Source organism: Collinsella aerofaciens, from assembly GCF_015555045.1.
GTDB lineage: Bacteria > Actinomycetota > Coriobacteriia > Coriobacteriales > Coriobacteriaceae > Collinsella > Collinsella aerofaciens_W.
On the sequence record NZ_JADNJQ010000019.1, the window covers coordinates 1 to 22,662 of the forward strand.

Sequence of the window (22,662 nt, forward strand, 5' to 3'; positions counted from 1 at the left end):
CGGCAGGCCCCGCCGACCGATTGCAAGCGGTCGGCGGGGCCATTGTGGCTCTTGACAGCGGATTGGGTCATATGAGCGAAAGCCCGCCAGAGCGAGCAAGGTGCCTTGAAGCGAGGCGGCATTGACCTTCTGGTCATGCCGCCGAAGTTGAAAGGCAGATTGCCACTCTGGCGGGTTTGCAGCGTCAACTGGTTACGCGGGCTGGTAAGCCCGCGTAACCCTAATAATTGGCTTCGTAGCCGTTGCCGTCGCCGGTGGGCTCTTCGTAGTAGTCCGAATCGCTCGAATCGCTTGAGTCATCGGAATCGTCAGAGCTGACCGATGAGGTTGCGGTACCGTTTGCGTAGTCGTCAGACGTGTTGTTGTTCAGGTCGCCGATTGTAGAGCTGGAACCGTCGGAAAGACCCATGGTGTTGGGACCCTTGGGATCCTTGCCGGCATCGACGCGCTCCATCATTTCCTTGAGCTCGTCCTCGTAGACAAAGACGTAGCTCACACCGTCGATCATGGTGCTGTCGTCGGCGTACGAGGGCAGGTTGGCCGAGTAGATACCGTCGACATCCATACCGCGCATGGCGTTGACCGTAGCCACGATATCCTGAACGCTCATATCGGTTACGAGCATATCGGACAGCGAATTAACCAGGCCAAAAATCTTCGTGGCATCGAAGTTATTGAGAATCTGGTTGGCAAGGGCGCCAAGCACCTGACGCTGGTGGCGCATGCGTGTGTAATCGCCGTCGGCATAGGTGTAGCGGCAGCGGGCATAGGTAAGGGCGGTGGTACCGTCCATATGCTGCTGGCCAGCGGTAATCTTAATATCCAGGTGCTCGGGGTCGTCAACATCATCGGTTGCGTTAATGTCGATACCGCCAACCGAATCAATCAGCGCCTGCATACCGTCGAAGCTGACCTCGGCATAGTGGGAAATCTGAACACCGCACAGCTCGTTGACCGCCTCGACCATGGCCTCGGCGCCGCCAACGGTATGGCAGGCGTTGATCTTCATGGTCTCGCCCTTGTACTCGACCTTGGTGTCGCGCGGAACGGAAATGAGCGTCGCCTGCTTTTGCGTGGGGTCGATGCGTGCCAGGATAATCGAGTCGGCACGATACGTATCCTCGCCCGGACGGCCGTCGGTGCCAAGAAGCAGCACGTAGAACGGATCCTTTGCCTCATCGGTGTCAACCAGAACCCGACGCAGATTGTCGGTAATGACATTAGAATCGCCGAGCTTGCCCATAATGGTGGCAAACCACAGGCCGGCAGCGGTAGTGGCACTCAGCAGCACACCAAGCACGACAATGAGCGCGACGTGACGAATCGTGTGGCTACGACGACGTTGACGAGCGCGCTCGGAATAGCGAGCCACGTTATCGCGACTGTAGATCTTGGCCTGCGCACCAGTTGAGGGTCTTCGGGCGGTGGTATCCGCGAGGGGCTTTTTATTAAACATAGGCAACCTGTATTAGTAGATGACGGGATCGGGGACGGTAGCATGCTCGACATGCGCGCCGAGCGCCTGCAGCTTTTCGACAAACTGCTCGTAGCCGCGCTTGATGTGATGGATAGCCGAAACCTCGGTCGTCCCGTCGGCGATCAAGCCCGCTACGACGAGGGCCGCTCCGCCACGCAGATCGGGCGAGGTAACCTGTGCACCCGAGAAACCCTTGACGCCATGAATCATGGCATGATGGCTCTCGATACGAATGTCGGCACCCATGCGCACCAGCTCAGAGGCAAACATAAAGCGATTCTCGAAGATGTTCTCGGTAATAACGGAACTGCCGTCGGCGAGAGCGGAGAGCACCATAATCTGCGCCTGCATGTCCGTCGGGAAGCCGGGGAACGGAAGCGTTTGGATGTCGACCGGCTTGATACGCTCGGCACGGTTCACATGGACGCCATCCTCGACGCGCTCGCAGTCGATACCCATGAGCTCCATCTTCTTGAGCACCATGCCCAAGTGAATGGGGCAAAAGCCCGTGACATCGACACCACGATCGTCGGCCATCAACGCACCGGCAACGATAAAGGTACCGGCCTCGATGCGGTCGCCCACTACGCGATGGGTAACAGGATGCAGTTCTTCCACGCCCTCGATGGTCACGACAGGCGTACCGGCGCCAACAATCTTGGCGCCCATCTCGTTGAGCATGTTGGCGAGATCGACGATCTCGGGCTCGCGGGCGGCATTGTCGATAACCGTGGTGCCCTGCGCGCGCACGGATGCCATGATGAGGTTCTCGGTCGCACCGACGCTGGCGAACTCGAGCGTAACGGTGGTACCGCGCAGACCTTGGGGCGCATTAGCGTTGATGTAGCCGTGGGCGGTATCGAACTCTACGCCCAGGGCCTCGAGACCAAGAATGTGCATATCGATCTTGCGAGCACCCAGGTTGCAGCCGCCCGGCATGGCGATCTTGGCGCGATGGAAGCGGCCCAGCAGGGGTCCCATCACGGCGGTGGAAGCACGCATCTTGGCGACGAGCTCGTAGGGGGCCTCCCAAGAATCGACCTGAGAGGTATCAATCTCGAGCGTGTGCTCGTCGAGAACATCGATCGTAGCGCCCATGCCCTTGAGCACCTTGCCCATCACGTGGACATCGGAAATATCGGGCACGTTCTGCAGCGTCGTCTTGCCCGGCGCCAGAAGCGTTGCCGCCATGAGTTTGAGTGCGGAGTTCTTGGCGCCCGAAACGGGCACGGAGCCTCCGATGGCGTGGCCACCCTCAACGCGGATAATATCCAAGGTCTACCCTTTCAAAAAGCATGCCCGGGATGGCTGAGCCATCCCGGGCATGATGTGTTCGCAAATGGTCGAACGCTAAATCGTTTGACTATTGGGTAAGCTTGAGCTTACACCATGCGATTTCATTATAGAGGTAGGCGCGGCGTGCATCATCCTCCGACAAATTACCCAGCTTCTCTTCAAAACCTTGAATATCAGCTTTAAGCTTGTCGGCATCGACGGTCGCCAAATCGCAAGCGCGCTCGGCGAGAACGGTCACGACATCGTCCGCAACCTGGGCATAGCCGCCGGCCACGGCAAACGTGTGGTCGACAGTGCCCATGGCCTTATCGGAAACGCGAACGTAACCGCGGTCGATCGTGCAGATCTCGCTGGAGTGAGCAGGCAGAACGCCAAACTCGCCATCCGTGGACGGAATCGACACAAACGCAGCGTCGCCCTCATAGGCGCAGCTCACGGGGCACACGATGCGGATACGCATAACCTACTTCTCCCCCATCTTGCGGGCGCGCTCGCGCACGTCCTCAATCGTGGAAGCATAGCGGAAAGCCTGCTCGGGCAGGTCATCGGCCTTGCCGTCGACAATCTCGGCGAAAGAGCGGACGGTATCCTCGACGCGGACGTAGACACCGGGGTTGCCGGTGAACTTCTCGGCGACGTGGAAGGACTGCGAGAGGAACTGCTGAATCTTACGGGCACGGTTGACCGTAAGGCGCTGCTCCTCGGACAGCTCGTCCATACCCAGAATGGCGATGATGTCCTGAAGGTCGGAGTACTCCTGCAGGAGCTCCTGGACCTTGACGGCGACACGGTAGTGCTCCTCGCCGACGATCGAGGGATCGAGAGCGTCGGAGGAAGATGCGAGCGGGTCGATAGCCGGGAACAGGCCGAGCGACGAAATGCTACGCGAAAGAACCGTGGTGGCGTCGAGGTGCGTAAACGTTGTGGCAGGCGCCGGGTCGGTCAGGTCGTCTGCGGGGACGTAGACAGCCTGGACGGAGGTAATGGAGCCCGTCTTGGTCGAGGTAATGCGCTCCTGGAGGTCGCCCATCTCGGTTGCCAGCGTGGGCTGGTAACCAACGGCGGACGGCATACGGCCCAGCAGTGCGGAAACCTCGGAACCTGCCTGGGAGAAGCGGAAGATGTTGTCGATGAACAGCAGAACGTCCTGGCCACGATCACGGAAATACTCAGCGGTAGTAAGGCCGGCCAGACCGATGCGCAGACGCGCTCCGGGCGGCTCGTTCATCTGACCATAGACCAAGCAGGTCTTGTCGATAACGCCAGACTCGCTCATCTCGAGGAACAGGTCGGTGCCCTCGCGGGTACGCTCGCCGACGCCGGTGAACACCGAGGTGCCGCCGTGCTCCTGGGCGAGGTTGTTGATGAGCTCCTGAATCAGAACGGTCTTGCCGACGCCGGCGCCGCCGAACAGGCCCGTCTTGCCGCCACGGATGTAGGGCTCGAGCAGGTCGACAGCCTTGATGCCGGTCTCGAAGATCTCGGTCTTGGTGGTGAGCTCGTCGAAACGGGGCGCTGCATGGTGGATGGGGTAGAACTCCTCCACCTCGGGCATGGGCTTGCCGTCGACGGGCTTGCCCATGACGTTCCAAATGCGGCCGAGCGTCTTGGGACCAACGGGCATCTTCATGGGCTCACCGGTATCGGTGGCGATGAGGCCGCGCTGCAGGCCGTCGGTCGAGGACATGGCGACCGTGCGGACGACGCCGCCCGGAAGCTGGCTCTCGACCTCGAGGATCGTGCTCAGGTGACCGATCGGGGTCTCGGCCTCGACCGTGAGCGCGTTGTAGATCGGGGGCACCGCGCCGTCAAACTTGACGTCGACGACAGGGCCGATGATTCGCACGATGCGACCATCACCGGCAGTCGTCTTCTTGGTGGCTTCCTCGACCGCAAGCTTTACGGTGTTATTAGCCATTACTGTTCCTCCAATGCTGAGGCTCCGCCGACGATCTCGTTAATCTCGGTCGTGATCGAAGCCTGGCGCACGCGACTATACGTGCGGGTAAGGGTCGAGATGATCGCGGTGGCGTTTTCCGTCGCGGAGTGCATGGCCTTGCGGCGTGCACCCTGCTCGGCAGCCGCCGAATCGATCAGGGCCTGGTAGATGACCGTCAGGATATAAGACGGCACAAGCTTGCCGAGAACATGCTCGGGAGAGGGCACGAACTCGAACGTGGACGAGATGCGCTTAGGGGCGTCGGTCTCGTTCTTACGCGGACCGTGGGCCATAGCGATCATCTCGGGGTCGAGCGGCAACAGATGCTCGACGCGAAGCTCCTGATCCACGCGGTTCTTGGCGTGGTGGTAGACAAGCTCGACACGGTCAAGCTCACCGGCACGATACGCATCGCAGATATGAGAGGAGATCATGCGGGCCTGATTGAAATCGGGCTCAGAGGAGTTGCCCTCAAAGTGCATGACGACGTTTTCGCGGTCACGGAAATACGTGGCCGGTTTGCGCCCACACGCGATGATCTCGCACTCGATGCCGTCGTTCGCCCAAGAAGCGGCGAGCTTTTCGGCCGTGCGCTCCACCGTCGTATTGAAACCGCCGGCAAGGCCGCGGTCCGAGGCAATAACGACAATCAGGCCATGCTTGACGCTCTCATGCTTCTGCAGCATGGGATCGGTGCCCGAACAGGAGGCGTCGCCGGCGACCGTCAACATGACGTCGGTCAGCGCCTCCTTATAGGGCTCGGCCTGCTTGGAGCGATCGAGAGCACGACGGATCTTGGCCGTAGAGACCATCTCCATCGTGCGCGTGATCTGCTTGGTCGTGGTAACCGAGGAGATTCGCTTCTTAATGTCGCGAAGGTTGGCCATGGGGCTTAGTTCTCCTCTGATCCAGAAACATCCGAATGGTGCTTGGCCATGAACTGCTGCTTGAAGTCGCCGATGACGCGCAAGAGCTCAGCCTTGGTGTCATCATCGATCTTCTTGGCGCGAACCTTGTCGAGCAGCGAGCCAAAGCCATTGTCCATGTACTCGATGAGCTCGGCACGGAAAGGCAGCACGTCGGCAATCTCCAGGTCATCCAGGAAGCCCTCGTTGCCAGCGAACAGCGTAACGATCTGCTCGCCAACCTCAAACGGCTTGTAGCGCGGCTGCTTAAGGAGCTCAGTCATGCGAGCGCCGTGGGTAAGCTGCTTTTGCGTGGCCTCGTCGAGGTCGGAGCCGAACTGTGTGAAGCCGGCGAGCTCCTGGTACGAAGCAAGGTCCAGACGGAGGTTGCCGGCGACCTGCTTCATGGCCTTGGTCTGTGCGTCGCCACCGACGCGGGACACGGAAATGCCCACGTCGACTGCCGGGCGCTGGCCCTGGAAGAAAAGCTCGGACTGCAGGTAGATCTGACCATCGGTAATGGAAATGACGTTGGTCGGAATGTAGGCCGAGACGTCGCCGTCCTGGGTCTCGATGATCGGAAGAGCCGTCATGGAGCCGTAACCGTTCTTCTTGGACATCTTGACTGCACGCTCGAGCAGACGAGAGTGCAGGTAGAAGATGTCGCCAGGATAGGCCTCGCGTCCGGGCGGACGATGCAGCGTCAGCGACATCTGACGGTAGGCCACGGCCTGCTTGGACAGGTCGTCGTAGATGACGAGCACGTGGCCACCGGGGTTGGTCTCGCTGGCGGGCTTGCCGTCCTCACCGTTGTACATGAAGAACTCGCCGATAGCGGCACCGGCCATAGGCGCGATGTACTGCATAGGGGCGGAATCGGCAGCGGTGGCCGAAACGATAATGGTGTAGTCGAGCGCACCGTGCTGAGCGAGGGTCTCGCGGATGTTGGCAACCGTGGAGGCCTTCTGGCCGATGGCGACATAGATGCAGACCATGCCCTTACCGCGCTGGTTGAGGATAGCGTCGATGGCGATGGCGGTCTTACCGGTCTTACGGTCGCCGATGATGAGCTCACGCTGACCGCGGCCAATAGGCACCATGGAGTCGATAGCGAGCAGACCGGTCTGAACCGGCTCACACACCGGGGTACGGTCGATGACGCCGGGGGCCTTGAACTCGATGGGGCGACGGTGCGTGGCGACGATGTCGCCCAGGCCGTCGATGGGCTGGCCGAGCGGATTGACGACGCGGCCGAGCATGGCGCGGCTCACAGGGATATCCATAATGCGGCCAGTGGTGCGGCACTCGTCGCCTTCCTTGATGGAGTCGACGGCACCAAACAGAACGGCGCCGACCTCGTCACGGTCAAGGTTCTGGGCAAGGCCGAAGACGGTCTCACCGGTATCGGAGCTCTTGAACTCCAGAAGCTCGCCTGCCATGGCGCTCTTGAGGCCGGAGACGCGCGCGATGCCGTCGCCTACCTCGTCGACCGTTGAAACCTCATGCGTATCGACCGTCGCGGAGAGGCTCGTGAGCTGCTCCTGCAGTTTCTTGGCGATATCCTGGGCATTGAGGGTTTCGGACATTAGGCTTCACCTCCGTACGAATTAGCAGAGTTTGCGAGGGTCTCCTGCGCGATGCGCAGCTGCGTCTTGACGGAAATGTCACGACGCTCGCCGCGGGCCTCGAGCACCAGGCCGCCCACGATAGACGGGTCGACCTGCTCGATAAGGAATACCTTGCGGCCGAAGTCCTGCTCGCATTTCTTAGTGATGGTTTGACGCAGCTCGTCGTCGAGCGGGATCGCCGTGGTGACGGTCACGCCCACTACATCCTCGTCTTCCTCGGCAACATACTTAAAGGCAGCTGCCACCTTGGGAAGAAGGTCGAGCTGGTCGCGCTTGGACATGGTGTCGAGCACGGCGATGATCTCGGGGCTGGCGCTAGCCAGACGCTCGATCATCTCGAGGTCCTCGAACACATGGTTCTCGGCCTTAGCGGCTTCCAGAAGGGAGCGCGCGTAGGTCTCGAGCACCTTGTCCTGATAGCGGCTAGTCGGCATTCAGGCTACCTGCTTCCTGGATGTAGCGCTCGATGAGCTTCTTCTGCTCGGCATCGTCCTCGAGTGCCTCGCCCACGATCTTGTTGGCGACGGCAACGGACAGGTCGGCGATGGAGCTCGCGGCACCGGCGTAGATGGACTTGCGCTCGTCCTCGACGGTCGTATGAGCCTTGGCGATGATCTCCTCGGCCTCCTTGTGAGCAGCCTCGATAATGCGGGCGCGCTCGGACTCGGCGTCCTTACGGGCCTCGAGAACGATGTCGGCAGCCTGACGACGGGCGTCGGTGACGATCGAGTCGGACTCAGCGCGCTTGGCGATAGCCTCCTGCTTGGTCTTCTCGGCCTCGTCGAGGCTCTCCTCGATCTTCTTGCCGCGCTCCTCCATGGTTTTCATGATGCCCGGCAGGGCGACCTTGGCCAGCACGATCCAGATAATCAGGAAGGCGATAAGCGCCGGGATGAACTCCGCCATCTTAGGGATGAGGATGTCCGCACCGGCAGCGCCGTCCTCAGCGAACGCGGAAACCGGCATGAGCAGCGCGGCCGCGGACGCGGAGAGTGCGATCGCGCTCTTCTGGGATGAAAGATTCATACTTGACGCTCCGTGCTATTTAACGATCAGCGCGACAACGAAGCCGATCAGAGCCAGAGCCTCGCCGAAGGCGGAGCCCATGATGAAGACGGTGAACACGCGGCCCTGGACCTCAGGCTGACGGGCCATAGCACCCGTAGCACCCAGAGCAGACAGGCCGATAGCAAGACCAGCGCCGATAACACCGAGACCGTAACCGATAACTCCCACGATTCCTCCTTTGTCGTGCGTGTCTTATTTCACGCAGGATAACCTTTTTATAACTGCCGGGCTCCATGGGTACGGGCACCGGCGGTTTAACGAATTGCCTTACCTTTAAGGCGCGAACGGAAGACTACTCCTCCTCCGCGACCTCCTCTGCCTCGGAGACATACACGGCGGTAAGGACCGTGAAGACGTAAGCCTGGATGGCGCCGACCACAAGCTCGATCGCATAGATCAGGATGAGGATGGCAAGCCAGGCCAGCGAAGGCAGGGCGCCGACGGCGTGGGCCGCGGAAACCTGCTGAAGCAGCGGCTGCATGAACATGCTCGCCATGATGGCGAACGAGCCCATGACCACGTGTCCTGCAAACATGTTGCAGAACAGACGGACGGCGAGCGTGATGAGGCGCAGGAAGGTCGAGAAGAGCTCGACGACCCACACGAGCACGTTCATCGGGAAGCTCACGCCCTGCGGGGCGAGGCTCTTGATGTAGCCGATCACGCCGTGAGCCTTGCATCCGTAGTAGATGAAGTACACGAAGGCGAAGATGGCGAGCGCGGCGGTGGAGCCGATTGCGCCGGTGCCGGGCTTCATTCCCGGGATCAGGCCGATCATGTTGTTGATCAGAATGAACAGGAAAAGCGAGCACAGGAACGGGAAGTGCTTCTTCCAGTTCTCACCCACGACGCCCTTGCCGATATCGTTCTCGACGTACTCGATGATGTACTCGAAACCGTTGACGAAGAAGCCCTTGGGAACCAGGGTCTGCTTCTTCTTGAACACGGCCAGGACGATCAGGAGCACGATCGTGGAGACGATCAGCCAAAACGAGTACTGCGTGATGCCGCAGCTCAGATCGCCCACGACAGGGGTGGAGCTGAACTCGCTGACCAGATGATTAATCTCATCAGGCAGCTTTTCAAAAATTTCCACGACTTACCTTTCGACCTCATGAGGATCTCGCAGCGCCTTGGCGACGCGAACCGTGCAGGCGGCCATAAAGGCCACGAAGCCGATCGCCTCGCCCAGGAGGAACATGCGAAATGCCTCTCCGAACAACACAAACACAACCAAGGTAAAGACGAGCAGGGCGATTGCCGAGACCGCCAGACTCACCATACCCTTGAGCATGTCCGCATTCTGTTTATCGTCAAGAACCGGCTTGAGCGTAAAGACAAAGGGAAGGAAGGCAATTGCGCCCGCGATGGCGCCTGCAACGATAGCGAGCAGATCGGCTATCTGAAACACTGGCGTCCTCACTTTCCTTTTTAACGCTTCACAGAACAGTTCCCGCCAAACATTGGTGACTATTGTACGAGCCAATCGCTAAAGTACAACCGAAAAAGCATCGGTTAATACGCACCTGTTCGTTTTCTTAAGACCTTCTTTATGCCGCAGGTACGGTAATACGTTTTTCTCGAACCCTGCAGGGCAAAACGTCCGTTAACAGGAGTGCGCGCGGTCGCCTTTTGTTCGTCCGCGCGCACCGTTTCTTCGTATTTGCAGCCGCGGCCGTCTTAGCCCAGCGACTAGAGCGTGCCGTAGATGCGGTCGCCGGCGTCGCCGAGGCCGGGAACGATGTAGGCAGCCTCGTTGAGATGGTCGTCGATGGCGCAGGTATAGATATGCACATCAGGGTCCTTCTCAGTCAGCGACTTGAGGCCCTCGGGGGCCGCGACGATGCACAGCATGCGGATGTCCTTGACACCGCGCTCGCGCAGGTAGCTAATGGCCATCTCGGCCGAACCGCCCGTGGCGAGCATGGGGTCGACGACCAGGCAGATGCGCTGGTCGATATCCTTGGGCATCTTGCAGTAATACTCGTGCGGCTCGTGGGTGACCTCGTCGCGCTCCATGCCGATGTGGCCCACACGAGCGGAGGGCACCAGGTCGAGGATGCCGTCGACCATGCCAAGGCCCGCACGCAGGATGGGCACGATGGCGAGTTTCTTGCCGGCAAGCTGTTTGAACGTGGCGGTAGTGATGGGGGTCTCGACCTCGACGTCTTCCATAGGCAGGTCGCGCATGGCCTCGTAGCCGTCAAAAAGCGCGAGTTCGCGCACGAGCTGACGGAACTGGTTGGTGCCGGTGTTTTTGTCGCGCAGGATCGACAGCTTGTGCTGGACGAGCGGGTGATCGACAAGCGTCACACGGGACGCATCGTAGGTGACGGTCATGGATTGATTGCCCCTTTCGTTGCGGCCGCAAAACGGCCTTGCTGACAAGGCGTGCAGCAATGTTGCCGCCGCACGCCATGCATTAGTTTAGCGGTTTGTTGTATCGAGCAGCCCATCGCAGCCCTACTGTGCGGTGCCGAGCGAGCGCTTGACGGCATCACGCCAGCCCGCAAGGTTTTGCTCGCGGCGCTCGGCGGACATGTGGGGAAGGAAGGTCCTAACGATCTGGGCATTTTGCTCCAGCTCCTCCAGGTCTTCCCAATAGCCGACGGCAAGACCCGCCAAGTACGCGGCACCGATTGCCGTGGTCTCCACCGTCTCGCATTGCAGCACGGGGATATCCAGCAGGTCGGCCTGGAATTGCATGATGAACTCGTTGCGCGAGGCACCGCCATCGACAGACAGGCGCTCAATCGAAAGCCCCACGTCCTGCTCCATGGCGCGCAGCACGTCGTAGCTCTGATATGCCATGGATTCGCAGGCGGCACGTACGATGGTCGCACGGCTCGAGGCGCCGGTCAGACCGCACACGATACCGCGGGCATGCGGGTCCCACCAGGGAGCACCCAAACCTGCAAAGGCGGGAACGAAGTAGCAGCCCTCGTTGTCGCTAATCGAAGCGGCGAGTTGTGCCGACTCGCTCACGCTCGAGATGATGCCCATGTTGTTGCGAAGCCAGTTCATCGTTGAGCCGGCGGCAAAAATAGAGCCCTCGAGCGCATAGCTGACTTTGTCGTCCGCAGCGATACCGATGGTGGAGACCAGGCCATTCTTGGATTCGACGATCTCGTCGCCGGTGTTCATGAGCATAAAGCAGCCCGTGCCATAGGTGTTTTTGGTCTGGCCGGGACGGAAACAACAGTGGCCGAACAGCGACGCCTGTTGGTCACCCGCCACGCCCATGATGGGCGGCATGTTGGTCATGATGTCGCTCGCGACGCGGCCGTAGTCGCCCGAGCTCCAGCGAACCTCGGGCATCATGGAACGTGGAACGTCAAAGAGCGCCAGCAGGTCGTCGTCCCAATCGAGCGTATGGATATTAAAGAGTGCCGTGCGGCTGGCATTGGTGTAGTCGGTGGCAAAGACCTGGCCGCCGGTGAGGTTGTAGATGAGCCAGGTGTCGATGGTGCCAAACATGAGGTCGCCCGCCGCCGCGCTCTCGCGTGCGCCGTCGACGTTGTCGAGAATCCACTGCACCTTGGAGGCCGAGAAATACGGATCGAGCGTGAGTCCCGTGCGGGAGCGCACCAGCTCCTCGCAACCCTGTTCAACCAACGCGTCGATCGCCGGCGCGGTACGACGGCACTGCCATACGATGGCGTTATAGATGGGCTGGCCGCTCACGCGGTCCCAGACCACCGTGGTCTCGCGCTGGTTGGAGATGCCGATGGCGGCGATGCGGTCGGAATGGATACCGCTCTTAAACTGAACCTCCATCATGACGGCAATCTGGCTGGCAAGGACCGTCATGGGGTCTTGCTCTACCCAACCGGGACGCGGAAAACTCGTTTTGACGCTGCGACGTGCCTGCGCGACGATGCATCCATACTCGTCGACGATGGTCGCAAGTACCGAGGTGGTGCCGCAGTCGAGCGCCATGATGTAGGAACCGCCAAAGTTAAACGAGGCATCTTCCATGCCCAGGCTGCCCAGATTCAACGACATCGCTTACACCTTTCTATTGCATCGGGTCGGACAGGACCCGCTCGATCTCTGATGCGGGAAGTGCGCCTTGGCGCAGGATCTGGAGCCCGCCGTGCTGGAACGACACGATGGTCGAGGCGTCGCGACACGGGGTCTCACCGGCGTCGACGGCAACATCGACCCCCTCCAGGATGCGACCCTCGACGGCGGCAAAGCTTGCCGGCGAAGGCGCGCCGTGCGTGTTGGCGCTCGTGCAGGCAAGGGGACTGCCGCAGGCGCGGATGAGCGCTTGCACCACGGGCGAAGCCGAAGCGCGAAGTGCCACCGTGTCGTCGGCGGCGCGCATAAAGGTCGGCACGCAGGGGGCCGCCTTGACCACGATAGTCAGGGCGCCCGGCCAGCATCGTCGGGCAAGCACGCGGGCCTCTTCCGGGATATCCACGCCATAGCGGTCGAGTGCTTCGACGCCATCGACCAGCCAAGCGACGGTTTGCGTGAGCTCACGTTGCTTGAGAGTGAAGATACGGCGATAGCCGGTGCCGAGCGCAGGAACTGCGGCGCCATTGACGGCAGCCTGCGGATCGCGCGGCCACGATGGGAATTCGCTTGTATCTTGGGGCACGGCGTCCGAGAAGGCGTTGACTGCCACGGCGACACCGTAGACGGTCTCGGTCGGAATCAAGGCCAGGCCGCCGCGGCCGAGCACCTCGGCCGTGCGCTCGACGGCAAGCCGATGCGGCTCGCGCGTTCCCTCGTATACCCGATAGACCGTCTGCATGTGTATGCCAGCCCCTTACGCTCCGGTGCAAGTTTGTTTACTGTGGGGCATTCTCGCACGAAACATTCAACCTATTTGCCCAGAGCGCATGTTGGTTTGGTGAGCGGCTCTAGTAGTCGGTGAAAGTGAGGGGGTTATTGGACTGCGACGAACTTCTTTGGCCTGCCGGCGTGGCGTTCTTGGGCGGCGTAGCGCTCGATGCTGTCTATCGTTATCATCCGACGGCCGTCGACAAGTTCAACATCGAGCTTTCCGGCTTTGACCAGCGCGGTAATCCGCGGAGCGGAGACTTTGAGGTCCAGCGCTGCGTCTTTAAATGTTCGGCACGCCGCTTCCCGAGCGTCCTCGTGGTCGATTTCGACTGAAAGGGCCACGACCTCGGCCGAGCGTTCGTACCCTGCCGGAGTCAAACCGTTGTTGAGGTCGTCGGCCAAAAACGCCATCAGTGCCTCGGTGGCATGGGCAATCGCTTCTTCGCGCGTATCGCCATCGGCAAAGGCGCCGGGAATCTGCGGGAAACTGGCGCAGTAACCGTCGTCTTCTTTTATGAGAACGCAGTCATAGGTAAATCGCTGCCTCATTTTGCCTCCAACTACCATTCAGCTTGGCGACGAATACTTGCCCACGTGCCCTTCTTTGGTCGATCACCACCAGAGCCGTTCACGGTGACAACACGGTCACCAGAAACATACTTAGCATGACTACCGACTTGCGCGACCTTCACGAATCCATCGTGCTTGAGTAGGGCAATGATTTCCCGAAAGGTAGGAGGTTGCATGGGCCGACCTCTTTCAGCCGTCCTAATTATAAACTACTTTATAATTTTTGCTAACCAGTTAATAAATATTACTGGCGCTGTTTGGGCTCGGTGACGATGGCTCGGACGATGCGGGGGCGATCGGTGAGGTCATGGACGATACGCACGTCCGAAAGGCCTGCCTGGCGACAGAGCTCGGCCGCGGCATCGAGGGCACCCTCGTAGAGCTCGCAGGCAAACAGGCCGCCGGCGCGCAGCATGTAAGGCGCCGCATTGAGCAGGCGGCGGAAGATATCGAGGCCGTCGGCGCCGCCCTCGAGCGCCAGGTCGGGCTCAAAATCCTTGACCTCGTGCGGCAGCGAGCGCATGACGCCGGTCGGGATGTAAGGTGGGTTGGAGACAAGCACGTCGAAGGTGCCCCACTCTTCGCGGGGAATAGAACTCACCAGGTTGGTGAGACTAAAGGCGACCTCGTCGGACGTGAGGCCAAGCGCATCGCGGTTTTTGGTGGCCAAATCGATAGCGCGCGGCTCGATATCGGTGGCGGTGCAGGTAATGTGGCCGCGGCGCTCCCAGGCAAGGGAGAGCGAAATGCAGCCCGTGCCGCAGCCGACCTCGAGAACGCGGGCGATGCGGGGCTCGGCTGGGGCAGGCGAAGCGGCATCCTGAGCTGAAGCCGTCTCCTGGTCGGCACCCTCGATGGCGATGCCGTATTCGTCGAGCTCGGGCTCGGCGGCTTCCGCGGCTTCGGCTTCTGCTGCCTGCGCGGCGGCTTCCTCGGCCTCGCGGTCGGCCAGCTCCTCGGCATAGGCACGGCTGCCCAGCACATCGCCGCCCAGCGCCGCCTCGTCGGCGGCCGTCAGGTTAGCGGCACGGCGCTCGGCGGTCGCGCGTTCGTCTGCCAGCGCGGCCTCGGCCTTGCGTGCCTCCTCAACCTCATCGTTCCAGGGCAGCTCAACGCGCTGACGGGCGGCAGCCTCGGGGCTCAGCACCTCGGCATCCAGATAATTGAGGACTTCCTCGACGAGCATCTCGGTCTCGGGACGCGGAATGAGCACGCCGGGGGCGCACGCGACGTCGATCATGCGAAACTGCGTGCTGCCGGTGATGTACTGCAGCGGTTCACCTTTAGCGCGACGAACAACGGCCGCGTGCATGGTCTCGAGCTGAGCCGCGTTAAGCGTCTCGTCCATGCGCATATATAGGTCAATGCGCGCCAGGCCCGTGGCGGCGCACAGCAGCCACTCGGCAGAAAGACGGGGGTGCTCCTCGCCGCGCTCGGCCAGGTACTCCTTGGTCCACTCGAGACAACGCTTGATGGTCCAAATCTCGTTTGCCATGGGGCCCTCCCCTCTTAAGCGCCGGACGGCGCGCGAATGTCGGAGCAGATTGTACGCGAGGCCAGCGCTTGGCAAGGGACGATTGAAGGCGATTATCGAGAATCAGCCCAGATTTTTGCACCGAGCTCGCTCAAAGTGTTCATTCGCCGACGTCTAGATTTGCATTCGTCAAGCTTTTGGCAAGGTTGCCCCAAAACTAACCAATATCTAACCAAGAACTTGCCAAATCACTTGACGCGCGACGCATCAAAAATCGCCCCGCGACTTCTTGAACGATTTTTCGAGCATTATTTTCAATAGCAGATGAATGCCGCTAATTTCTTTGAGCAGGTAGCCGACTTCATGGCCATCAAAGCCGATTGAATAACATCTCAAAGCAATGTGCCCAACCTAGTCATTTAAGAACGTCCCCAATGACTACCTCTAAGGCGCCGCAGGTTGAGCATACCGCATCCGGAGCAAGGCAGCGCCGCAGGTAGAGGACGGACAGCGAGCGGGTCGCATTTGAGACAAGGTGACGTGAAACGAAAGGGCGCTGACCTTCTGGTCGCGCCCTTGAAGTTGAACGTCAGATTGTCCAAATGCGGCCCGCGCAGCGTCGGCTGGTCCGCCGTTCGGTAGAACGGCGGAACCTACACAGCCTGTGCCAGCTTCTCGGCTCGCTCGGCGGCAGCGAGCGCCTCGATCACGGTGCCGAGCTGGTCACCCAGAAGGACGCCGTTGTAGGTGGAGTTGAAACCGATGCGGTGATCGGTCACGCGGTCCTGGGGCTGGTTGTAAGTACGGATCTTCTCGGAACGGTTGCCGTGGCCGATCTGGCTCTGGCGCTCGGCACCGAGCTCGGCCTGCTGCTTCTCGAGTTCCATCTCGTACAGACGGGCGCGCAGCATCTGCATGCAGACCTCGCGGTTCTGGATCTGGGAGCGCTGCTCCTGCGACTGCACCACGGTGTTGGTGGGCAGGTGGGTAATGCGCACGGCGGAGTAGGTGGTGTTAACGCACTGACCGCCAGGGCCGGAGGCGCAGTAGGTGTCGATGCGCAGGTCGGACTGGTTGATCTGGACGTCGATCTCCTCGGCCTCGGGAAGCACGGCGACGGTAGCCGTGGAGGTCTGAATGCGGCCCTGGGACTCGGTCTTGGGGACGCGCTGGACGCGGTGCACGCCGGACTCGTACTTCATGACGGAGTAGACGCGGTCGCCCTCGACCTTGAACTCAATGGACTTAAAGCCACCGGCCTCGCTGGGGCTGGAGTCGAGCACGGTAGTCTTCCAGCCGCGAGACTCGCAAAAGCGCTGATACATCTTGTACAGGTCGCCGGCGAAGATGGCCGCCTCGTCGCCACCGGCGGCGGAGCGGATCTCGACGATGGTGTTCTTGTCGTCGTTGGGGTCGCTCGGGATGAGCATGTACTTGATGTCTTCCTCGAGCTGGGGGAGCTTGGCCTCGTTTTCGGAGATGTCCATCTGGAGCATCTCCTTCTCATCGGCATCGGTGGTATCGTGCAGCATTTCCTTGGCAGCCTCGATGTCATCGAGCGCGCCGATGTACTCGCGCGAGGCGGCAATGAGGTCGGACTGGTGCGCATACTCCTTGTTGAGACGCGTGAACTCCTTGATATCGGAGGCGACGGCCGGGTCGGAAAGCTTCTTCTCGAGCTCCTCGTAGGCCTTGATGATCTTTTCGAGCTTGTCGCGCATGACGGACTCCTTTATATGCGTGAAGGCGAAAATCGGCAGAATTGATGGGGCGCGAGGCGCCACTGCGGGGGTAAGCCCAGCTAGAGCATGTCGATCTTCAGATACATGCGCATCCCTTCGCGTATGGGGTACATAGTTGCGGTCTAACCCATACATGATAGCGTGCGCAGGCAAACCTGCATATAACCCGCACGGAATGATTGGTGCAAACAAACCTGACTCCATTGCACCAAGGGCTTGCTTTTTGGCTAGAGCGTTTGGAGTAGAGCGACGAGGAAGCGGATGCCCTGGAGGTAGGCGCGGCGGGTGATGCGCTCGTTGGTGCCGTGGACACCGCGATCGCACTCGTCGTCATCAACTACAAAGGCCGAGAAGCGAATGCACTCAGGGCAAATGTGCTGGTAGTTGGCAGCGTCGGTCGCACCGATCACGGTCGAGGGCACAATTGCCACTGGCTCGAATGATCCGTTTTCCTCCGTCCCCTTTGGATCACGGAAGTAGCGGGCGGCAATGGCGCGAACGGCCTCGAGTCCCGGTCCACCGATGCGCGGGGACGGCGAGGGCTCAGAGCTGCCGGGGCCGAGTTCGACCTCCACACGTCCGACAAGGCCCGCCGCGGCAACCGACTCGCAGCAGCGCGCCACAACGTCGGCCACGCTCGTGCCCTCGAGCATGCGGAAGTTGATATTGGCCCACATATTCTGCGGCATTACGTTGGCGCCGGTGCTGCCACCCTCGATCTGCGTGGGCGCGCAGGTGGTCGTCACCAGCGGATAGAGCTTTTTGCTGGCGAGGCAATCGCGGACAATGGCATCCCCGTTGGCGGCAATTTCATCGGCCGTGTAGAGCCCCAACTCGACGAGCTGGGCGGCAAGCAAGTCGGTCACGCGCGTCGGCCACTCGATATCACAGATTGCGGTGATGGCACGGCTGAGCACCTCGAGCGATGTGCCACCGTAGGGGTTGGACGAATGCCCGCCCTCACTCTTCGTCTTGAGCACGATATCGGCATAGCCCTTCTCGGCAAGGTCGGCGTGCATGAGCCAGTCCTCGCCCGAGCTGTACTCGGCAGCCGAAACGATGCGGTAGTCGCCCTCGTCGATCAGGTACTCAAGCTCAATGCCGCGCTCCTCGAGCGCGCGGCCGATGGCGCCTGCGCCGTACTGCGTAGTCTCCTCGTCCTGGCCAAAGGCCAGGAGCAGCGTGCGCTCGTGCTGCCAACCGTGCGCCAGCGCATACTCAACCGCCTCGAGAATGCCTGCGACCTGGTCTTTCATATCGATGGCGCCGCGACCCCAAATGTAGGTGTCGTCTACATGCCCGCTAAAGGGGGCGTACGTCCAGTCGTCCTCGGTACCCGGCACCACGGGGACCACGTCCATGTGACCCATGAGCATAATGGGCTTGAGGGCAGGGTCGGAACCGCTAAGCGTCACCAATAGCGAATGGTCGATAAGCTCGACCTTACCCGCCGTAAATACGTGCGGCCAAGCCTGCTGCATATACGCGCGCAGGTCGTCGAACGGCTGCCAGTTCACCGCCTCGGCATCCATACTCGAGATGGTCGGAAACGACAGCACGCGGCCCAGGCGCTCGCACGCACCAGCTTCGTCCAAATCGGCAAAATCATCCTCATGCGCAAAGAAGCGCCAAACCTCGGCCATGACATCCTTTCGATTGTGATGACGAGGGCCGCCCCACGGGAGCGGCCCTGTCATGCAAACATTTGCGGTCGGTTACTTGTCCTCGAGATAACGCGAGAGGAACTCGCGGGTGCGCTGGTGTTTGGGGTTGCCAAAGATCTCGGCCGGCGCGGCGTCCTCGAGCACCACGCCCTTATCCATAAAGACCACGCGGTCGGACACGGTTCGGGCAAAGGCCATCTCGTGCGTAACGACGACCATGGTCATGCCGTCGGCCGCGAGCTTGCGCATGACCTCGAGCACCTCGCCCACGATCTCGGGGTCGAGCGCGGAGGTCGGCTCGTCGAACAGCATGATCTGCGGATTCATGCATAGGGCGCGGGCGATGGCCACGCGCTGCTTTTGGCCGCCGGACAGGCGACCCACGGCGGCGTGCGCGAACTTTTCGAGCCCCACACTCGTCAAATGCTCCATCGCGACCTTCTCGGCCTCGGCCTTGCTCATTTTTTTGAGCGTGACGGGCGCAAGCGTGCAGTTGTCGAGCACATCCATGTTGTTGAACAGGTTAAAGCCCTGGAACACCATGCCGATGTCCTCACGCAGCTTGTTAATGTTGCAGCGCTCGGCCGTAAGGTCCTGGCCGTGGAACCAGATATGGCCCGCGTCCGGAGTCTCGAGCAGGTTGAGGCAGCGCAGAAAGGTCGATTTGCCCGAGCCTGAGGCGCCGATAATGGTGACGACCTCGCCGGGGTTAACGGACAGGTCGATGCCCTTGAGCACCTCGAGCGAGCCAAAGCTCTTGCGCAGGCCCTCGACGCGGATGAGCGGCTCATTGGTCTGTGCGGCGGCCGCGGTGCCGGTAGTGGCGGTATCTGCCATGATGATTCTCCTCGTCTTGAGCCTAGTTGGAGCTGGGCAGCGTGACCGGAGCCTCGGCGCCTAGCTTTTTGCCAAAGGCCTCGAGCAGGCGGCTCGCCACGAGCGTCAGGATCAGGTAGACCACGAGCGCCACGCAGTAGACCTCCATCTGGCGGTAGTACACGCCGGCGACGGTGGTGGTGGCGTACATGAGGTCAAACACGCCGATGACCGAGAGCACCGACGAATCCTTGATGTTGATGATGAGCTCGTTGGTGAGCGCCGGAATCGCGTTTTTAATGCCCTGGGGGAACACGACTTTGCGCATAGCTTGCCACTGCGACAGGCCCAGCGAGCGTGCTGCCTCGGCCTGGCCGGGATCGATGGACTCGATGCCGCCGCGCAGGACCTCCATCATGTAGGCGGTGGAGTTGAGCGAGATGGTGACGAGGCCGGCGGTGAAGGTGCTCCAGATCTGGTTGGCCTGGGCGGTCTCGAAGCCCATGCCGCGCAAAACGGTGAAGCCCGCGTAATAGATGAGCAGACCCTGGACCATCATGGGCGTGCCGCGCACGATGGTGGAGTAGACGGTCGCAAAGCCGCGGCCGATACTCTTAAAGGAGCGCACCAGGTCGTTATCCACGCGGTCGAACGTCTGAATGCGTAGGAACACGAAGAGCAGCGCCAGGAAGAATGCGATGACGGTGCCGAAGGTGGCAAGCGCGATGGTGATCTCGATACCGCGAATGAAGAAGTCCCCGCTCTTGTAGGTCATGTAGACCAGGCTCGACAAAAAGTCGCTGGGGTTGGAATCCGAGACAATGCTCACCTGCACCAGGTCGATAAACGACATGACGCAGCGGTCGATAAAGAAAACTGCCGCGATGGCGACCACGACGTAGCTGCCCAAGCGTGCTCCACGACGGAAACGCTCGGATGCGAACGGCGACTTTTCGCGATAGTCGCTCCAGTGCATAAGCTTGGTGACCAGCGCCGCCGCCGACACGACGAGCCACGCCCACAGGATCGCCCAAAGGCAATCTTGGAACACGCCCGTGGGGGCCAAGAAGCTCAGCGGCGTGGGGTTGCGCTGGCTAAACGCCAGGCCGAGCGCCGCGATAACGCTCGTGCCCAGGTATACATAACGGTGGTCGGCCCTGATAAAGGAGGCCAGGCGATTAATGGTTTTCATGCTGCCTCCCTATGCCGGCTGACGGTCGAGGCACGCGTCCCACATTTGGTCGCGCTCCTCTTGGCTAATGCCCTTGAGTGTCTTGTCGACGAGCTTAAGCAGCTTGTCCGAGCCCTTGCGGCAGCCGACGTTTGCCGTGACCTCCTGCTTAAAGCCCTCGCCCTCGGCAAATTGAATCGGCACGATACCCGGGTTTTGGGCCATATAGCCCTTCTCGTTCTCGGTGTTATAGGTCACGGCGTCGCAGGTGCCCTGCAGCAGGTTCGAAAACACCGTGGGAACCGAATCGACCGGGTTTTTGTGCACAACGCCCGGGATTTCGTCGATGACGGTATCGAGCATGGTGTCCTTTTGGCCGAGGACCGTAGCGCCGCTAAAGTCGCTGAGCTTGGTCGCATTTTGGTAGGGCGAGCCCTCTTTTACGAACAGGCCAAAGTAGCCAATGAAGTACGGGTCGGAAAAGCCGACGGACTCCTCGCGCTCGGGCGTGGCGCTCATGCCGGCAATGATGAGGTCGATCTGGCCGTTGTTGAGCGAATCGATAAGACCCGAGAAGCTCTGCTTAACGGCGACGGGCTCGCCACCGAGGGCCTTGCAGACGATCTTGGCGATCTGCACGTCGTAACCATCGGCATAGGCGCCCTGCACGTTGTCGATGGGGATGGTGTACTCGCTGGCTTCGGAGACCTGCCAGTTGTACGGGGCGTAGGCCGCCTCCATGCCGATGCGGATCTTGTCCTTGCCGATCACGGAATCGGACAGGTCGTCGCGACCGCCGCCCGTCGTGGGCTGAACTACTTCCAGCGTGGAGGGGCGCTGGCAACCGGCAAGTGCGCCGGCAACAACGGTAGCGCTCGCAGCAAGCGCACTGCCTAAGAAGATACGACGGCTGCACACCGGCTGTGGATGCGCGTCGCGTTGATGGGGAGAATGCATAATCTGCCTTCCCTGTTGAATCGTATGCTGACGACTTAACAGGATATACGCCAGCGACCAGCAGCGCAGCACAAGCTCGAAAAATTAATAGACACACGGTAGCCATTGGGGACGCCGATGTTTTGGCAATGCCGGCGAGCGACGTCCAGAGCGAACAAGTGGCATGAAAAAGGCAAGGCATGACCAGAAGGTCTATGTCTTGCCTTTTGAATGACAACTTGTCGCTCTGGACGACGCGCAGCATCGACCGAGCGGCGGAACCTCTAGAGCAAGGTAACGCTAAAGCTGCGAACATCCGTCTCGCCGGGAGCCAAGGTGATGGTGTTGACCTTGTGCTCAAAGACGTCGTCCTCGGTGTCCATGGTGGTGTGACCGGTCCAGGGCTCGAGCGCCACAAACGGAGCGTCGTTGGCGGCAGACCACACGCCGATGTACTTAAAGCCCTCAAAGTCGATCTTGACGCCGTGGCCCGACTTGCGGCCGCGCAGTGTGAGCGTGGAGCCCGGAGTATCGGTGAACATGATGGCATCGTTATCGAAGCTGCGGTGCGTGATGGGCAGCACGTCCGAGTTATCGGGCGCCTTGTAGCTGCCCTCGAACGTCATAAGACCGTCGGGCGTGATGATGGGAGCCTCGTTGGTCCAAGCCTCGGTAAACGCCAACTCGTAATCCTCGAACGCCTCGTCCTCGGCACCGGGGGCGGGCACGTTAAATGCGGGGTGGCCGCCCACCGAGAACGGCAGGTCCACGTCGCCGGTGTTGGTGACGGCAAAGGTCTGCGTGAGGGTGGCGTCGCCGGTCAAGGCATAGGTCATGTTGAGCTTAAAGTGGAACGGGAACGCCTTGAGCGACTCGGGCGTATCGGTAATCTCGTACGTTACCGAGGAGCCGTCCTCCGAAACCTCAACCAGCTCGTGCTCGACGATGCGCGCGAGTCCGTGGCGCGGCATCTCGCAGGTGCCGGCCGCAGACGTTGCCGTGTTGTTGCGCAGCGAGCCCACAATGGGGAACAGGATGGGCGCGTGCTTGCCCCAAAAGGCGGGGTCGCCCTGCCACAGATACTCGTTGCCGTTGAGGGCAAGGCTCGTGAGCTGGGCGCCCATGGAATCGATGGCCGCGGTGAGGCCGCCGCGCTTGATGGTAGTGACGGTAGACATGCTA

The 22,662-nt window shown here is 60.8% G+C and carries 24 protein-coding genes; 1 reads left to right on the plus strand and 23 read right to left on the minus strand.

Translation table 11 applies throughout. From position 1 onward, the window contains the following. Nucleotides 1-220: 220 nt before the first annotated feature. From I2E45_RS07115 to I2E45_RS07195, 17 genes are all read right to left on the minus strand, one after another. Nucleotides 221-1,456, minus strand: a complete 1,236-nt coding sequence (locus I2E45_RS07115; protein ID WP_195445286.1) for an LCP family protein — start codon at nt 1,454-1,456, stop codon at nt 221-223. A 12-nt stretch (nt 1,457-1,468) separates the two neighbouring features. Beyond that, entirely contained in the window at nt 1,469-2,752 is a 1,284-nt protein-coding gene (murA, locus tag I2E45_RS07120) for a UDP-N-acetylglucosamine 1-carboxyvinyltransferase (protein ID WP_035138796.1), read from the minus strand. Between the two features lie 88 nt (nt 2,753-2,840). Further along, nucleotides 2,841-3,233: an ATP synthase F1 subunit epsilon gene (gene atpC / locus I2E45_RS07125; RefSeq protein WP_195445288.1), complete on the minus strand. Its 393-nt coding sequence runs from the start codon at nt 3,231-3,233 to the stop codon at nt 2,841-2,843. 3 nt (nt 3,234-3,236) lie between these two features. After that, nucleotides 3,237-4,691 (minus strand): F0F1 ATP synthase subunit beta, encoded by a 1,455-nt coding sequence (gene atpD, locus I2E45_RS07130; protein WP_006235717.1) that lies wholly within the window; start codon nt 4,689-4,691, stop codon nt 3,237-3,239. Then, nucleotides 4,691-5,599 carry an ATP synthase F1 subunit gamma gene (gene atpG / locus I2E45_RS07135; RefSeq protein ID WP_055310126.1) on the minus strand — a complete coding sequence of 303 codons (909 nt, stop codon included), beginning with the start codon at nt 5,597-5,599 and terminating at the stop codon, nt 4,691-4,693. The genes atpD and atpG overlap by 1 nt, the downstream gene beginning before the upstream one ends. 5 nt (nt 5,600-5,604) lie before the next feature. Further along, nucleotides 5,605-7,203: a F0F1 ATP synthase subunit alpha gene (atpA, locus tag I2E45_RS07140; protein WP_035138794.1), complete on the minus strand. Its 1,599-nt coding sequence runs from the start codon at nt 7,201-7,203 to the stop codon at nt 5,605-5,607. After that, nucleotides 7,203-7,679, minus strand: coding sequence for a F0F1 ATP synthase subunit delta (locus I2E45_RS07145; RefSeq protein ID WP_006235713.1), 477 nt, complete (start codon nt 7,677-7,679; stop codon nt 7,203-7,205). The genes atpA and I2E45_RS07145 overlap by 1 nt, the downstream gene beginning before the upstream one ends. Then, nucleotides 7,669-8,271 carry a F0F1 ATP synthase subunit B gene (gene atpF / locus I2E45_RS07150; protein WP_195445290.1) on the minus strand — a complete coding sequence of 201 codons (603 nt, stop codon included), beginning with the start codon at nt 8,269-8,271 and terminating at the stop codon, nt 7,669-7,671. The genes I2E45_RS07145 and atpF overlap by 11 nt, the downstream gene beginning before the upstream one ends. 15 nt (nt 8,272-8,286) lie before the next feature. Beyond that, nucleotides 8,287-8,481 carry an ATP synthase subunit c family protein gene (locus I2E45_RS07155; RefSeq protein WP_022094262.1) on the minus strand — a complete coding sequence of 65 codons (195 nt, stop codon included), beginning with the start codon at nt 8,479-8,481 and terminating at the stop codon, nt 8,287-8,289. 124 nt (nt 8,482-8,605) lie between these two features. After that, nucleotides 8,606-9,409 (minus strand): F0F1 ATP synthase subunit A, encoded by an 804-nt coding sequence (atpB, locus tag I2E45_RS07160; protein WP_022094263.1) that lies wholly within the window; start codon nt 9,407-9,409, stop codon nt 8,606-8,608. A 3-nt stretch (nt 9,410-9,412) separates the two neighbouring features. After that, nucleotides 9,413-9,724 carry a hypothetical protein gene (locus I2E45_RS07165; RefSeq protein ID WP_022094264.1) on the minus strand — a complete coding sequence of 104 codons (312 nt, stop codon included), beginning with the start codon at nt 9,722-9,724 and terminating at the stop codon, nt 9,413-9,415. 281 nt (nt 9,725-10,005) lie between these two features. Further along, a complete protein-coding gene (gene upp / locus I2E45_RS07170; RefSeq protein WP_040359658.1) occupies nt 10,006-10,653 on the minus strand; it encodes a uracil phosphoribosyltransferase in 648 nt (215 codons plus the stop codon). Nucleotides 10,654-10,776: 123 nt separating this feature from the next. Next, nucleotides 10,777-12,318 carry a glycerol kinase GlpK gene (gene glpK / locus I2E45_RS07175; RefSeq protein WP_195445293.1) on the minus strand — a complete coding sequence of 514 codons (1,542 nt, stop codon included), beginning with the start codon at nt 12,316-12,318 and terminating at the stop codon, nt 10,777-10,779. A gap of 13 nt (nt 12,319-12,331) precedes the next feature. Further along, nucleotides 12,332-13,075 carry an L-threonylcarbamoyladenylate synthase gene (locus I2E45_RS07180; protein ID WP_117630040.1) on the minus strand — a complete coding sequence of 248 codons (744 nt, stop codon included), beginning with the start codon at nt 13,073-13,075 and terminating at the stop codon, nt 12,332-12,334. 134 nt (nt 13,076-13,209) lie between these two features. Next, a complete protein-coding gene (locus tag I2E45_RS07185) occupies nt 13,210-13,656 on the minus strand; it encodes a type II toxin-antitoxin system HicB family antitoxin (protein WP_118260181.1) in 447 nt (148 codons plus the stop codon). Nucleotides 13,657-13,667: 11 nt separating this feature from the next. Next, entirely contained in the window at nt 13,668-13,853 is a 186-nt protein-coding gene (locus I2E45_RS07190; protein WP_152067890.1) for a type II toxin-antitoxin system HicA family toxin, read from the minus strand. Between the two features lie 68 nt (nt 13,854-13,921). Beyond that, nucleotides 13,922-15,172, minus strand: a complete 1,251-nt coding sequence (locus I2E45_RS07195; RefSeq protein ID WP_195445295.1) for a N5-glutamine methyltransferase family protein — start codon at nt 15,170-15,172, stop codon at nt 13,922-13,924. Between the two features lie 36 nt (nt 15,173-15,208). Between I2E45_RS07195 and I2E45_RS07200 the strand changes: the two genes are divergently transcribed. Further along, nucleotides 15,209-15,472 (plus strand): hypothetical protein, encoded by a 264-nt coding sequence (locus I2E45_RS07200; protein ID WP_195445324.1) that lies wholly within the window; start codon nt 15,209-15,211, stop codon nt 15,470-15,472. Nucleotides 15,473-15,804: 332 nt separating this feature from the next. On the opposite strand, the gene prfA is transcribed toward I2E45_RS07200, so the two are convergent. From prfA to I2E45_RS07230, 6 genes are all read right to left on the minus strand, one after another. Next, a complete protein-coding gene (prfA, locus tag I2E45_RS07205; RefSeq protein WP_035138783.1) occupies nt 15,805-16,872 on the minus strand; it encodes a peptide chain release factor 1 in 1,068 nt (355 codons plus the stop codon). Nucleotides 16,873-17,120: 248 nt separating this feature from the next. After that, nucleotides 17,121-18,536, minus strand: coding sequence for a M20/M25/M40 family metallo-hydrolase (locus I2E45_RS07210; protein ID WP_195445297.1), 1,416 nt, complete (start codon nt 18,534-18,536; stop codon nt 17,121-17,123). A 72-nt stretch (nt 18,537-18,608) separates the two neighbouring features. Beyond that, nucleotides 18,609-19,394: an amino acid ABC transporter ATP-binding protein gene (locus I2E45_RS07215; RefSeq protein WP_195445300.1), complete on the minus strand. Its 786-nt coding sequence runs from the start codon at nt 19,392-19,394 to the stop codon at nt 18,609-18,611. Between the two features lie 22 nt (nt 19,395-19,416). Next, nucleotides 19,417-20,565, minus strand: coding sequence for an amino acid ABC transporter permease (locus I2E45_RS07220; protein WP_195234863.1), 1,149 nt, complete (start codon nt 20,563-20,565; stop codon nt 19,417-19,419). 9 nt (nt 20,566-20,574) lie between these two features. Beyond that, nucleotides 20,575-21,501, minus strand: a complete 927-nt coding sequence (locus I2E45_RS07225) for a transporter substrate-binding domain-containing protein (protein WP_195445302.1) — start codon at nt 21,499-21,501, stop codon at nt 20,575-20,577. Nucleotides 21,502-21,764: 263 nt separating this feature from the next. Next, entirely contained in the window at nt 21,765-22,658 is an 894-nt protein-coding gene (locus I2E45_RS07230; protein WP_195445304.1) for an aldose 1-epimerase family protein, read from the minus strand. Between the last annotated feature and the right edge of the window lie 4 nt (nt 22,659-22,662).

Coding starts and splice junctions, on each gene's coding strand:
- I2E45_RS07115 (WP_195445286.1), bottom strand. CDS start 1,456: ATGTTTAATAAAAAGCCCCTCGCGGATACCACCGCCCGAAGACCCTCA.
- atpC (WP_195445288.1), bottom strand. CDS start 3,233: ATGCGTATCCGCATCGTGTGCCCCGTGAGCTGCGCCTATGAGGGCGAC.
- atpD (WP_006235717.1), bottom strand. CDS start 4,691: ATGGCTAATAACACCGTAAAGCTTGCGGTCGAGGAAGCCACCAAGAAG.
- atpG (WP_055310126.1), bottom strand. CDS start 5,599: ATGGCCAACCTTCGCGACATTAAGAAGCGAATCTCCTCGGTTACCACG.
- atpA (WP_035138794.1), bottom strand. CDS start 7,203: ATGTCCGAAACCCTCAATGCCCAGGATATCGCCAAGAAACTGCAGGAG.
- I2E45_RS07145 (WP_006235713.1), bottom strand. CDS start 7,679: ATGCCGACTAGCCGCTATCAGGACAAGGTGCTCGAGACCTACGCGCGC.
- atpF (WP_195445290.1), bottom strand. CDS start 8,271: ATGAATCTTTCATCCCAGAAGAGCGCGATCGCACTCTCCGCGTCCGCG.
- upp (WP_040359658.1), bottom strand. CDS start 10,653: ATGACCGTCACCTACGATGCGTCCCGTGTGACGCTTGTCGATCACCCG.
- glpK (WP_195445293.1), bottom strand. CDS start 12,318: ATGTCGTTGAATCTGGGCAGCCTGGGCATGGAAGATGCCTCGTTTAAC.
- I2E45_RS07180 (WP_117630040.1), bottom strand. CDS start 13,075: ATGCAGACGGTCTATCGGGTATACGAGGGAACGCGCGAGCCGCATCGG.
- I2E45_RS07185 (WP_118260181.1), bottom strand. CDS start 13,656: ATGAGGCAGCGATTTACCTATGACTGCGTTCTCATAAAAGAAGACGAC.
- I2E45_RS07190 (WP_152067890.1), bottom strand. CDS start 13,853: ATGCAACCTCCTACCTTTCGGGAAATCATTGCCCTACTCAAGCACGAT.
- I2E45_RS07195 (WP_195445295.1), bottom strand. CDS start 15,172: ATGGCAAACGAGATTTGGACCATCAAGCGTTGTCTCGAGTGGACCAAG.
- I2E45_RS07200 (WP_195445324.1), top strand. CDS start 15,209: ATGTCGGAGCAGATTGTACGCGAGGCCAGCGCTTGGCAAGGGACGATT.
- prfA (WP_035138783.1), bottom strand. CDS start 16,872: ATGCGCGACAAGCTCGAAAAGATCATCAAGGCCTACGAGGAGCTCGAG.
- I2E45_RS07210 (WP_195445297.1), bottom strand. CDS start 18,536: ATGGCCGAGGTTTGGCGCTTCTTTGCGCATGAGGATGATTTTGCCGAT.
- I2E45_RS07215 (WP_195445300.1), bottom strand. CDS start 19,394: ATGGCAGATACCGCCACTACCGGCACCGCGGCCGCCGCACAGACCAAT.
- I2E45_RS07220 (WP_195234863.1), bottom strand. CDS start 20,565: ATGAAAACCATTAATCGCCTGGCCTCCTTTATCAGGGCCGACCACCGT.
- I2E45_RS07225 (WP_195445302.1), bottom strand. CDS start 21,501: ATGCATTCTCCCCATCAACGCGACGCGCATCCACAGCCGGTGTGCAGC.
- I2E45_RS07230 (WP_195445304.1), bottom strand. CDS start 22,658: ATGTCTACCGTCACTACCATCAAGCGCGGCGGCCTCACCGCGGCCATC.